Annotated in this window: 9 protein-coding genes; 5 read left to right on the plus strand and 4 right to left on the minus strand. The window is 39.1% G+C overall.

All coding sequences use genetic code 11. From position 1 onward, the window contains the following. Positions 1 to 60: 60 nt before the first annotated feature. Both gppA and rhlB read right to left on the minus strand, forming a co-directional pair. Positions 61 to 1,554: a guanosine-5'-triphosphate,3'-diphosphate diphosphatase gene (gene gppA / locus CXF76_RS12335; protein ID WP_010555420.1), complete on the minus strand. Its 1,494-nt coding sequence runs from the start codon at positions 1,552 to 1,554 to the stop codon at positions 61 to 63. A 43-nt stretch (positions 1,555 to 1,597) separates the two neighbouring features. Next, positions 1,598 to 2,875, minus strand: a complete 1,278-nt coding sequence (gene rhlB, locus CXF76_RS12340; protein WP_002960940.1) for an ATP-dependent RNA helicase RhlB — start codon at positions 2,873 to 2,875, stop codon at positions 1,598 to 1,600. Between the two features lie 91 nt (positions 2,876 to 2,966). Here rhlB and trxA point away from each other — a divergent pair, with 91 nt between their 5' ends. Continuing rightward, positions 2,967 to 3,293: a thioredoxin TrxA gene (trxA, locus tag CXF76_RS12345; RefSeq protein WP_002960942.1), complete on the plus strand. Its 327-nt coding sequence runs from the start codon at positions 2,967 to 2,969 to the stop codon at positions 3,291 to 3,293. Between the two features lie 185 nt (positions 3,294 to 3,478). Further along, positions 3,479 to 4,738: a transcription termination factor Rho gene (gene rho, locus CXF76_RS12350; protein ID WP_002960945.1), complete on the plus strand. Its 1,260-nt coding sequence runs from the start codon at positions 3,479 to 3,481 to the stop codon at positions 4,736 to 4,738. A 63-nt stretch (positions 4,739 to 4,801) separates the two neighbouring features. Here the strand turns inward: rho and CXF76_RS12355 are convergent, their stop codons facing one another. Continuing rightward, the gene (locus CXF76_RS12355; RefSeq protein ID WP_007580583.1) at positions 4,802 to 7,621 is read right to left on the minus strand and encodes an ATP-binding protein; all 2,820 of its coding nucleotides are present in this window, start codon (positions 7,619 to 7,621) and stop codon (positions 4,802 to 4,804) included. Between the two features lie 76 nt (positions 7,622 to 7,697). On the opposite strand from CXF76_RS12355, the gene CXF76_RS12360 reads away from it, so the two are divergent. Beyond that, on the plus strand, positions 7,698 to 8,270 hold the full coding sequence (locus tag CXF76_RS12360; RefSeq protein ID WP_007580582.1) for a DNA-J related domain-containing protein: 573 nt from the start codon (positions 7,698 to 7,700) through the stop codon (positions 8,268 to 8,270). A 22-nt stretch (positions 8,271 to 8,292) separates the two neighbouring features. On the opposite strand, the gene dbpA is transcribed toward CXF76_RS12360, so the two are convergent. After that, on the minus strand, positions 8,293 to 9,681 hold the full coding sequence (gene dbpA, locus CXF76_RS12365) for an ATP-dependent RNA helicase DbpA (RefSeq protein ID WP_007580581.1): 1,389 nt from the start codon (positions 9,679 to 9,681) through the stop codon (positions 8,293 to 8,295). A 191-nt stretch (positions 9,682 to 9,872) separates the two neighbouring features. Here dbpA and CXF76_RS12370 point away from each other — a divergent pair, with 191 nt between their 5' ends. Together CXF76_RS12370 and CXF76_RS12375 are read left to right on the plus strand one after the other, a co-directional pair. After that, positions 9,873 to 11,951: a TonB-dependent siderophore receptor gene (locus tag CXF76_RS12370; protein WP_101163806.1), complete on the plus strand. Its 2,079-nt coding sequence runs from the start codon at positions 9,873 to 9,875 to the stop codon at positions 11,949 to 11,951. Between the two features lie 180 nt (positions 11,952 to 12,131). Further along, positions 12,132 to 13,532 (plus strand): M20/M25/M40 family metallo-hydrolase, encoded by a 1,401-nt coding sequence (locus CXF76_RS12375; RefSeq protein ID WP_101163807.1) that lies wholly within the window; start codon positions 12,132 to 12,134, stop codon positions 13,530 to 13,532. Positions 13,533 to 13,605 lie beyond the last annotated feature (73 nt).

Consider the following 13,605-nt stretch of genomic DNA (forward strand, 5'->3'; position numbering starts at 1 on the left):
ACATATTTGCATCGAAATGGTTACTTTAAACACTAAAAAGGCCCTGGTGGGCCTTTTTAATTAGTTTACTATGAGCTTCCACCCAAGTTTACCTTGTTGTTTAGACTCTTGTTGTAGCTCGCTGGCCATTAATGGATGATCTTTTAACCAGTTACTTTCAAACTTAAGGTCTAACACTTCATTTTTAGCAGTTAACTTAAACTTAGGCAGTACGTCATCTTGTCTGCGCATTGATAAGATGACTGCTATTCGTAGTAATCTCACTATATATTGCGCTAATAGACTATTTACGCCGAGTGAATTAAAACAGCCTTTTGGAAAATCAGAACGATGCGCATCCGCTACCGCTACTATTAATTTATGCTCTGACTGTGAAAAACCAGGCATATCAGTATTTTCCAAAATATAAGCAGTGTGTTTATGGTACTGCTTATATTCTATTAGTAATCCAATCTCATGAAGCTGCGCTACCGCTTTTAATAGTGGTAACCCATTTAAACTTTCAATTGGCCAATCTTTATCAATACTTACCGCTAACTGCATAGCCAAGCTTGAAACTCGACACGCTTGTTTTTGATCAACGTGATAACGACTCATAAACCCATCAACTGTGCGTTTACGAATGTCGTTATTATGAAACTCCGGAACCATGCTATATAAAACACCTTCACGCAGTGCTCCACCCGCCAACCCCATTTTTTCTATTTCAAGAGATTCAAATAGTGCGATTAAGATTGCAAGTCCTGATACAAATACCAGTCGACGGTCTTCACTTAATCCAGGAAGGTCTAGCGCTGCAATAGTGCTAAATGCAATTGCTTGCTCTTTTATAGTGTTGAGCTTTTCAAGCGTAAGTAAATCGTCAAGATTTTGAGCGACCATAATTTCTTGAATTGCTTGCACTGTGCCAGAAGCACCAGATGCAATTTGCCATCCCGCTGTTTTATATTCTGGAGAAATTTCATCAATGACTGTACGAGCTGCCTTTATGGCTGCGTTAAAGTTACTCTTACTTAATTGGCAATCTTTAAAGTAGCGCTCAAGATAGGTAACACAGCCCATATTGAGGCTTTTGTAATGTAAGGCATCAAATGCTTTACCAATTACAACTTCGGTACTTGCACCACCAATGTCAATAACAAGCTGTTTGCCAGTACAAGATGAAGTATGAGCAACACCTTTATAAATTGTGCGCGCTTCTAATTCTCCGCTAATAACATTAATGTTATGGCCAAGAATCTTTTCTGCATGATTTTTGAATACTTCGGCGTTAGTTGCTAACCGTAAGGTGGCTGTTGCTACTATGGTGATGTTTTTATCTGGGATATCTTGTAGACGCTCAGCAAAAAGGGCAAGGCATTCCCAGCCTCGCTGCATTGCTTCAGTGCTCAATACGTTATCTTTATCAAGCCCTGCGGCTAATCGGACTTTGCGTTTAACACGTCCAATTGTTTGTAGACCGCCAGCAATTGATTTGGCTATAAGCATATGAAAGCTATTTGAGCCCAAATCAATAACTGCGTACACATTTTTTTGCGGTTTAAGTTGCCCCACCGTTCAAAAACCTCTAGTTACTACTACTTATACAAACGGTCGTTTACGACCGTCCTTTTTGGTAACTATTATTTGGGCGACGTCCGCTGTTATTACTACGGTTACGTGGACCTGTTGAATAGTTGCGCTTTCTTTGAATAATAGGCTGAGTTAAATCATCTAGCAATGCTGTTTTATCATAATGTGATAAAGGAATGCTGTGCTCTATATATTCTTCAATTTCATGCAGGTTATATGCATATTGCTCACATGCAAAACTAATTGCGTGGCCTGATGCACCAGCGCGGCCAGTACGACCAATACGGTGAACATAGTCTTCACAATCGTCAGGTAAATCAAAGTTAAATACATGACTTACTTCTGGAATATGAAGACCACGCGCTGCAACATCAGTCGCAACCAAAAAGTCTAAGTCGCCTTTGCTAAACTGCGCTAATATAGTTTGGCGTTTTTTCTGGTTAACATCACCAGTAAGCATACCTACACGATGACCGTCTGACTTAAGCCAAGCATATACTGTTTCACAACTGTGCTTGGTATTTGCAAACACGATTGCTTTCTCTGGCCATTCTTCTTCAATTAAGGTTAACAACAGCTTAATTTTATCTTCTTGCGAAGGATGAAATAGCTCTTCTTGAATACGTTTACCCGTTTTAACGTCAGGTTCAATTTGAACATGTTCTGGGTTTGTCATGTGCTCAAAAGCTAATTCTTGTACGCGATACGATAATGTGGCAGAAAATAATAAGTTTAAACGCTTTGATGTATCTGGCATACGATCGAACATATAGCGAATATCTTTGATAAAACCTAAATCGAACATACGATCAGCTTCGTCAAGCACGACTACCTCAATTTCATTAAGGGTGTAACAGCCTTGCTTATACAGATCAATTAGACGACCTGTAGTACCAATTAAAATATCAACGCCTTTTTCTAGTTGTGCACGTTGTTTTTCGTAATCTTCGCCACCATATACTAAACCTAAGTTAAGATTACAGTGCGGCGCTAAAATTTTAGCATCTTTGTGTATCTGAATCGCAAGCTCCCGAGTAGGGGCCATGATCAGGGCTCTTGGATGTTTACTAGGTGCTTTGCTAGATTGTAATAACCGATGGCACGTGGCAGTTAAAAACGCCAACGTTTTGCCTGTACCTGTTTGAGCTTGGCCCGCGATATCGCGTCCATCACAAATAAAAGGTAGGCATTTTGCTTGAATAGGTGTGCAATATTCAAACCCATTCTCGGTTAAACCGGCAACCACTTCCGGTGCGATAGCAAAGTCTGAAAACTTTTTATCGGTTAAATGTGTCTTAGTCATAGCGTTTAAGCATAACGTTTAAACTTGCAATAAGAAACAAGAGTGTTTAAATACGCACTAAATATTTCGCCTAACTAAATCGGAGAGCGCAATGAGCGAGAAAATAATCCAAATTACTGACGATAGCTTTGAAGCTGACGTATTACAATCTGACAAACCAGTACTAGTAGATTTCTGGGCTGAATGGTGTGGACCTTGTAAAATGATCGCCCCTATTCTTCACGAAGTTGCTGATGAATACGACAGCCGTGTGACTGTTGCTAAATTAAACATTGACCAAAATGCTGGCACACCGCCAAAATTTGGTATTCGTGGTATCCCTACTTTACTTCTTTTTAAAGATGGTCAAGTAGCTGCAACGAAAGTAGGTGCTCTTTCAAAAACTCAACTTATTGAGTTTTTAGAAAACAACATCTAACTGTAAGCTAGAACAATAAAAAGGGCTTTTTGCCCTTTTTTAAATTTATTTTGTATAAAGACTGGACGCTTTGCCAGTGAACTGCTAGTTTATAAAGCCAACTAATCCTTAGTTATATTCAACAAACCTCACTCAACGATCAAAGCGATTTTGAGTATGACAACTGTAATAAAGAACCCACCAATATGCATTTACGCGAATTAAAAGACAAGTCCATTAAAGAGCTTGTAGACTTAGCTGAGTCCATGGGGCTCGAAAACGTAGCCCGCTTAAGAAAGCAAGATATCATTTTTGCCATTCTTAAATCCCATGCCAAAGGCGGAGAGAATATCTTCGGCGGCGGTGTATTAGAGATTTTACAAGATGGTTTCGGCTTCTTAAGATCATCAGAAGCCTCTTACTTAGCTGGCCCAGATGACATTTATGTTTCACCTAGCCAAATTCGCCGTTTCAGCATGCGTACTGGCGATTCAATTTCAGGTCTTATTCGTCCACCTAAAGACGGTGAACGTTACTTTGCTTTACTTAAAGTAAATGAAGTTAACTTTGATAAACCTGAAAACTCTCGAACTAAAATTCTTTTTGAAAACCTTACTCCATTACATGCAAACGAACGTTTTCGCATGGAACGTGGTAACGGCAGTAAAGAAGATATTACAGCCCGTGTACTTGATTTAGCATCTCCTATTGGCCGCGGCCAACGTGGTTTGTTAGTAGCTCCGCCAAAAGCGGGTAAAACAATGCTACTTCAAAATATTGCACAATCAATTACGCACAACCATCCTGATGTAACATTAATGGTTTTACTTATTGATGAACGTCCGGAAGAAGTAACAGAGATGCAACGCCTAGTTAAAGGTGAAGTTATTGCATCAACGTTCGATGAACCAGCTTCTCGTCACGTACAAGTTGCCGAAATGGTTATCGAAAAAGCAAAACGCCTAGTTGAACATAAAAAAGATGTTGTTATCTTATTGGATTCAATCACTCGTTTAGCACGTGCTTATAACACCGTTATTCCTTCATCAGGTAAAGTACTTACTGGTGGTGTTGACGCTAACGCATTACATAAACCTAAGCGCTTCTTTGGTGCTGCACGTAACGTTGAGGAAGGTGGTAGCTTAACAATCATAGCTACAGCTCTTATCGATACTGGCTCTAAAATGGATGAAGTTATCTACGAAGAGTTTAAAGGTACTGGTAACATGGAACTTCACCTTAACCGTAAAATTGCGGAAAGACGTGTATTCCCAGCTATCGACTTTAACCGCTCAGGTACTCGTCGTGAAGAATTACTAACAAAACCAGATGAACTTCAAAAGCTTTGGATTTTACGTAAAATTGTTCATGACATGTCAGAAATTGATGCAATGGAATTCTTAATCGATAAACTATCGATGAGCAAAACCAATGATGAATTTTTTGATTCGATGAGACGCCAATAAAAGCGTTTTAATTGAATAAAAAAGCGCCTTAGGCGCTTTTTTTATGTCTGGATTAAATACAGTTTAACTTTCATTATACTTTTTAAGTACACCCTGCAGCGTATCAACGAGCGCTTTAAAGTCATTTGCACTGCTTTTTTGGCTTCTGCGTAGAAGTGCTCTGTCTAAATTTTTAGCCGATTGCGCAATTTCATCCAAACCAAACATTTGTGCAGCCCCTAAAATGCGATGGCTATCTTTTTGTAGCGCATCTAAATCTTCGCTTATAAAATGCTGCGTAATCGTTTCACTCTCCAAAGCAAAGCTCTGCTTGAAACTAATCACAAGATCGCTCATATCAACTTCATTTTGCTTTGTAATTGGCTGATCTTCTGCATTATGTAGGTGACTAGAAAGCGCTTTATAAAATGACTCTTTGTCTATCGGTTTACCTAAGTAACCAGTAAACCCTAACTCTAAATAACCATCCACTTCATGACTCATAGCATTTGCTGTTAAAGCAAAAATAGGTCGCTCAAAACCACATTGTTTTAATAGCTGAAAAGCAGAACGCCCATCCATCACTGGCATTTGAATATCGAGCAATACCAAATCTGGATATTCTTTTAAGCACTGCTCTACCGCTTGCTCACCATTTTCAACAGCAATAACCTCGAGTCCCATTGAGCGTAAATAACGACTTATTAACCTACGATTATCAGGATGATCCTCCGCAAGTACGACACGACCTGCCAATTGCTTATTTGCCTTAGGAGCACTTTGAGTTTCAATCATGCTTTGAGATTTATTTACTTCTGCGCACGGTAAAAAGAACGAAAACTGACTGCCCTTTTTGTATTCGCTTTGTACGCTGATATAACCGCCCATCATCGCAGCTAATTGTTGCGATAAGCTAAGGCCTAACCCTGTACCACCAAAGCGACGGCTAATGCTGTTATCAGCTTGGCTAAAGCATTCAAAAATAAGCTTTAACTGTTTAGAGCTCATACCAATACCGGTATCTTTTACAATAATAACTAGTCCTTGCTCACTCTTATTTAATGCAATAATGATCTGCCCAGAATGAGTAAACTTAATAGCATTTGCACATAAGTTTATAAGAATCTGTTTTACGCGTATTAAATCCAGCTTAGTGTAAAACTCATTACCCACTTGATTGTCTAAAATAAGGTGTAGATTTTTTGCTTTTGCTTGGGTGATAAACATTGCGTGCACATCATTTACCAGCTCTACAATATCAAAGCACGAAATATTTAACTCTAATCTATTGGCTTCAATTTTACTTAAATCGAGTACATCATTTATTAAGCTTTTTAAATGGTCACTGTGACGCTGAATTACTCTTAATTCATCTTTAAGTGACTCAGGCTCATATAATTCATTAATCAAAGCATCTGTTTGCCCTAAAATAGCCGTTAGTGGAGTGCGAATTTCGTGACTAATATTAGCCAAAAACTGGCTTTTAACATCGTTGGCTTCTCTCAGCTCTTGTGCAATTGCCTGCAATTCTGCAGTACGTTGCGTAACTTGTTCTGTTAACTGCTGCTTAGCGCGTTTTTCTGCACCACGGCGATAAAGCGCGATACCAGTTACGACAACTAAAAGTAATAGTAAAAAAGAGAATAAAGTAAGCTGAGAACGCTGCGACATTTTTAGCTCTTGCACACGGCGATCTTGCTTAAGTTTTTCTATCTCTTGGTTCAATTGCGTTGCTTTAAATTGATGCTGAAGTACCGCTAGTGCATTTATAATTGCCGTACTTCTAAGCTTTCGCAACTCACTAATATATTTTTGTTGCAAAGCCATTGCGCTTGAATAATCGCCTTTACTGGCTTCAAGAAGTGCTTTGGCCCCTAAGCTCTCTCTAATTATTCGCTCACTACCATATTCATGAGCAAGTAAAATAGCTCTATCTAAATTTATTTGCGCCTCTTCTAAGTTACCCTTAACAAACTGAATTTTAGCCAGCGCATGTAGCGCATTAAGCTCTAAATTATGATTATCTATTTTAAGGGCGTAGTACTCACCTAATTTAGCTTGCTCGTACGCTTCATCCACTTTTTTTAATACTAAATTAGTATTTGCTAAATTTGTATATTGTGTAGATAACTTATTGTAATCATTAGCTGAAATATAATAGCGCAGCGCTAACTGATAATAATGCAGTGCTAAGTCAAATTGATTACTCTCCATATGGGCAACACCCATATTGTTATATACCTGCGCAATACCGCTTTTATCATCTAATCGTTGATAAACCTTAAGTACATCTTGATAAAGACCAAACGCACTATCGTAGCGTGATAAGCGTATATAAACGCCTGCTATATTAAGTAGTATATCGGTTTTATCTTGCTCACTGCCGTACGCCTCGTAGATAGCTTTTGCTTTTAAATAAAACTCTAGGGTATCGCCTAGCTTATTCATATTAAAATAGGCCAAACCAATATTATTTAATAAGTTTGCCTGCTCTAGTAATTGCTTATTCTTTTCTGCTAATGCTAGGGTACGGGTATATTCAATAATCGCTTTTTGAAATAAGCCTTGATAAAAAAGTACAACACCTTGCATTTTAATTGCACGAAAGTGCTCATCAGGGAAGAAAGTATCCGAAGTATGTTGTTCAAGTAATTTAAAGTAATGTAATGAGTCTTTAAAATTATCAACCGATAACGCAGTATTACCCAATGCCGAATAAACAGCGACACGCTCTTTTTTGGAGGCATTTTTATTAGCAAGTAGCATGTTTGCTAATTGTAATTTAGGCTCCCACTGCACTTCGTTTTTGAATTGCTCAAATAACGAATCATTATTTTGGGCATAGCTAGGAGCTATTAGTACACAGCATATAGTAAATAAGAGGCATTTTAACTTGCCCAGCATAATTTTAATCCTTCAAACCGTTACTTATATCAGTGTAATCTTTATTGAAGATACACCAACTACTAGGGCCTAAACAATGCTTAACCCACTGATTGATGAGATTTTTGAGCTAATACTAACAAAGCAGGTTTGGCAAGTTCATACTTTAGCAGCAGAACTGACAAACCGCAGCGCTATGACCACTCTCGATAAAAGTCCTGAACGTGATTTATTTAAACGTAACTTTTTAATCATGAATGCACTGTACCAACTGCAGGCACAATTACGCCCTCAGAGTTTACTCATTTCAGCTCTGCATATCGAGCTTTTAGAAAAAGGAGATAATAGTTTAGTAACAACAAGCGAAAATTTGCGAGATTATTATTTAGATTGGCATAATTACGATACCAGTGAAGAGCAGATTGATGAGCTTTTAAATAGCTTTTGGCGTCAGTTTAAAACGACATCACCACAACAGGCTTTAAATGAAAATGAATTTAAAGCATTGGCTTTAGAATGGAAGTTACCTGAAAATTTCACTCTTAAAAATGTTCAAAAGCGCTGGAGACAACTTGCATTACAAGTGCACCCAGATAAACCAAATGGCTGTGAAGTTGAGTTTAAAAAAATAAAAATACAATACGAGCAGCTAAAGGTAGCTGCTCGTTAATCTATTAATTTAGAAGTTTAAATTAACGAGTAAGGCGGCGTGCGCGTATTTTACGCCCTTTAATATTGCCTTCGGTTAATTTACGAAGCGCAGGTTTTAATGAGTTACGCTCAACAGCAACAAACGCTACGTTATCAAGTACGTTAATTTTACCCACCTGACGACCTGCAACCCCATCTTTACCCGTTAAAGCACCTAAAATATCACCTGCACGTACTTTTTGCTTTTTACCTGAATCAATCATCAAAGTAACCATTTCAGGGCGGTATGGTGGCTTGTCTAATAAATTAAATGGTGGCATTTGCTCTGGAGTAATATCGCGTTCGTAATGTTCGCCTATTTGAGCAATTTTAAACGCTTCGGCTTCACCGTAAATAGAACATGCAATGCCCTTTTTACCAGCGCGACCTGTACGACCAACACGATGCACATGTGTTTGCGTGTCATGTGCTAAATGGTAGTTAATCACCATATCCATATCGTCAATATCTAAACCACGTGCAGCAACATCGGTTGCAACAAGTATTGAAGCACTTTTATTTGAAAAGTGAATTAACGTACGTTCACGATCGCGCTGTTCTAAATCACCGTGTAGCGAAACAGCACTAAAGCCTTCATCAGCTAAATCGTCACACACTTGTTGTGTTTCTACTTTAGTATTACAAAACACAACACAGCTTTGTGGTGTAAATTTAAGTAATAATAATTTTAGCGTTGGGTAGCGCTGCTTATTATTATCCATTTTGTAGAAGTACTGCTTAATTGTACTTTTGGCTTGCTCTTCTTCTACTTTAACCATTTCTGGATTTTTAAGTACACGCTTAGCAATTGCTTCAATAGCTCTTGGGAATGTTGCACTAAATAACAATGTTTGACGATTTTGTGGGATACGCTCAATAATTGCATCAAGTGTATCTTGAAAACCCATATCAAGCATTTGATCGGCTTCATCAAGTACCAATGTTTCAACATCATCTAAACGTAAAGTACCTTTACGAATATGGTCATCAACACGCCCAGGTGTGCCAACAATAATATGCGCGCCATGTTCAAGCGAGCCTATTTGTGGACCAATTGATACACCGCCACATAACGTTAATATTTTAATGTTATGGATACCGCGCGCTAATTTACGCATTTCAACCGCAACCTGCTCGGCAAGCTCACGAGTAGGACACAACACTAAAGATTGAATACGAAAGCGTTTTACGTTTAATTTAGCTAACACACCCAAGCTAAACGCAGCAGTTTTACCTGAACCGGTTTTTGCCTGAGCAATGATGTCTTTACCAGCAAGTACAGGCGGTAAACTTTGCGCTTGTACAGGTGTCATATGCGCATAACCAAGTGTTGATAAATTATCAACGAGTCCAGCTGGTAAAGCCAAAGATGAAAAAGCAGTTGAAGTCACAGTAAGTTCCATAGCAATAAAAATAACGTGGGGGAAAGCCCCACTAAATATGCTGCTAATAATAGCAGAATTCGTAATTAGCAACCATTAACAAACACATAATAAAGCACGTTAACAAAAGGCGTTGAAAATGATAGTAGTTTGCATTAAGATCGCGATTGTTTTTTACATATCACTGCTGGAAGCAAACAATGAAACTGAATTCTCTTTACATAGCACTATTAGCAAGCATTACAACAAACACATATGCAAACACTACCGACCTTGAACGCATAGAAGTAAAGGGTAGCTACTTTAACGATTACAAAGTAGATAACGCTAATGGCGCAATGAGAACATCAGCTTCATTACTTGAAACCGCACAATCTGTCACTGTAATAACCGACACTATTATTAGCGAACAGCTTGCCACTACACTTGGCGAAGTACTCACAAATGACGCAAGCTTAACTGCAGGCTCACAACAACGAAATCGTGAAGTATTTAACTTACGTGGGTTTGAGCTAAGCTCATCAACAGGTTATTTACGTGATGGGCATCAGCATTGGTCGCACTACCAACAACCAATCGAAATTTTACAACAAGTTGAAGTAATTAAAGGCCCATCGAGCATTTTATATGGTCAATCAGGTCCGGGTGGCTTGGTGAACATGGTTACTAAAAAGCCTACAGCACAAACATTATTTAACGCCAGTGCCGATGTAGATCAACATGGCTCAACGCGCTTTATGGTTGATGCTGCAGGTGCCTTGACTGAATCTGAAGATTTACGTGCTCGTGGTATTTTAGTTAAACAAGATGTTGATTACTGGCGTGAATACCAAAACGGTGAAAACCGCGAGCGTGACCGCTTTTTAGGTGCTTTAGTTGTAGATTACGATATTAGCGACAACGCATTAGTACGTGTGCATTACGACCGCACAGACGACGAAGCAGGTTTAGATACTGGCGCATGGATAGACGATAATGCCAATGTAATTGGTGATGATAAAACAATCCGTGATATGTCTTGGGCGTTTACCGATATAACCGTAGAAAACCTAGGTGTAGACCTAGAAGTATTTTTAACCGATAACTGGCAAGTAAAGCTTGGCTATAACGAACAAACGTTTGAGCGCCAACGCTTTGAGTCAGCACCGAATATGCCAAGTGACTTTGTTGAGGGGGACAGCTATGAGTCTCGTCCTTACGACCGTTTTGACGATTGGCAATTTAAAACTGCATTTATTGATTTTATTGGTGAATTTAAAACAGGTAGCTTACAGCACCAATTTTTAATTGGCGCAAACTCGCTTGATTATTACTACGGGCAACGTCGTACCTCTGCCGACTCTTTTGATTTTTCTGCAGGACAAGCAGAACCATCTCGTCCATCAGTAAGCTATAAAACAGATGATACAGTAAGCGAAACTGAATACGACTACTACGGAATTTACGTTCAAGACTTAATTTCGTTCTCGCCTGAGTGGCAACTATCATTGGGTGGTCGTTACGACAAACAAAATAGCACAGGAAATGATAACGAATCATTTGTACCAAAAGTAGGTGTGCTTTATCACCCAAATGCTTCTGCAACTATATACGCTAGTTACTCAGAAGGTTTTGAGCCTCAAGGTAGCGAAACACTGATTGATGAAACAGATGTAAATAACGGCATGAAATTAGATGCTGTTACATCTAAGCAAAGAGAGATTGGTATAAAATGGCAGTTATTTGATGACCGCCTAATGCTTACCAGTGCTATTTTTGATATTAGCAAAGAAGGTACTCTTGTTAGCGAACAACTTGAGACGCCTATTGGCTCATTCACAAGTGAAACAAACCAAGTGGGTGAACAACGCCACAAAGGTGTTGAAGTAAGCGCACAAGGTGCCGCTACTGACCGCTTATTTGTTATGGCATCAACTATGTACTTAGATGCTAACTTTGAACGCGATGAAGTATTGGAAGGTAAACGCCCTACCGATGCACCAAAATGGTCGGCATCACTTTGGACGCGTTATGAATTAAATGACGCCATTGCACTTAATGCTGGTGCATTTTACGAAGGTGAGCGCTTTGCCGATAGCAACAATACAATTACTAAAGATGCATATACGCGTGTTGATGTAGGTGCAACTTATAAGTTTAACTTAAGTAATACCGATATTAACTTACGCCTTAACATCGAAAACTTATTTGATAAAAGCTATTTAGGTGGTGGCGGCACAAATAATGTAACTGTTGGCGAGGGTACAAATCTTCGTTTAGCTGCGCAATTTAGCTTTTAAATAAATGCCTTAAATAACAGCTTTAAAATATAGCCCGCGTACATTTACGCGGGCTTTTTTATATCTAAATATTTACACTTAACAGCATTAAACCTATTACAAAGCCTATTCATCTCATCTATTTTTTATCATGTTTGTTACATGCTCTAATAGCGCTAATTATTAAAAAGGCCTACCAAAATGAAAAAATTAATTACCGCACTGCTGCTTACTAGCAGTATGGCTGCAAACGCTAACAGCGCCGAATTTACCCAAAAGCAATTACAACAAGTAGACGAAGTGCGCACCTCTACACTAAATAGTGATTTAAGCTATAAATTACTAGAGTCATTAACAACTGAAGTAGGCCCACGCCTTCCTGGTACCGAAAACGATAAAAAAGCGGTTGCATGGGCTCAAGCCAAATTTAATGAACTGGGCTTTGATAAAGTATGGTTAGAAAAAGCCACATTTCCTGAATGGCGCCGTTATAGCGAAAGCGGAAAAATACTAACACCAAGCGAGCAACCACTGCACTTAACTGCATTAGGTAACAGTATAAGCACGCCAAAAGATGGGATTACAGCGCCGGTTGTATTATTCGAAACACTTGATGAATTAAAAGCCGCACCGGCGAACAGTTTAAAAGGTAAAATTGCATATATTAATTACCGTATGAACCGCGATATAGACGGGAATGGTTACGGACCTGCTGTAAAAGCACGCGGTACAGGCGCTATAGAAGCGTCTAAAAAAGGCGCTGTTGCCTACATGATGCGCTCGGTTAGTACCGGTCATCATCGTTTTGCACACACCGGTGGTAGTTACTATAAAGAAGGTGTTACAAAAATACCTAACGTAACAATTGCTAACCCAGATGCAGATCAAATAGCACGCTTAGTCGCTTTAAATAAAGACGTATCGGTAAATATTAATGTGCAAACCGAAAGCCTTGGTGAAGGCACTGGTTATAACGTGATTGGCCAATTTAATGGTACCGAAAACCCTGAGCAATATGTATTAATTGGGGGGCATTTAGATTCTTGGGACTTAGGGACTGGCGCATTAGATGACGGCGCAGGCGTTGCACTAACAATGGCAGCCGCTAAACATATTAGCGATGTAAAACGTCCTAAGCGCAGTATTCGTGTGGTACTTTTTGCAGCTGAAGAGCTAGGTCTTTGGGGTGCAAAAGCTTATTTTGCAGAGCATAAAAACGAGCTAAGCAATATTGTTGCAGCCGCTGAGTCTGATTTTGGCGCCGATGTTGTATATGCTTTTGAATCGAACGTAAGCGCAGAGTCACTTCCTGTAGTTCGCGCTATAGCAAAAGAACTTGCGCCGTTAAATATTGAGCACATTGGTAAAAACCAAGCGAATGGTGGCCCCGATCTAATTCCACTTAAAGCAGCAACGTCAGCGCCTATTTTTGAACTTGCTCAAGATGGAACAGATTACTTTGATTACCACCATACAGCTGACGATACGCTTGATAAAGTAACACCTGCTAAGCTTCGTCAAAATACCGCTGCATACGCTGTATTTGCTCTAATGGCTGCCGATGCAAAAACCACTATCAAGCCTAAAGCTCAAAATAAGTAATAACAGACATACTTACTTACAGTTTGTAGCTTTAACTAACACGCTTCTTGTTTTACCTTTAGGTAATTAAACA

This window comes from Pseudoalteromonas sp. 78C3 (genome assembly GCF_002836695.1).
GTDB classification, from domain to species: domain Bacteria; phylum Pseudomonadota; class Gammaproteobacteria; order Enterobacterales; family Alteromonadaceae; genus Pseudoalteromonas; species Pseudoalteromonas arctica.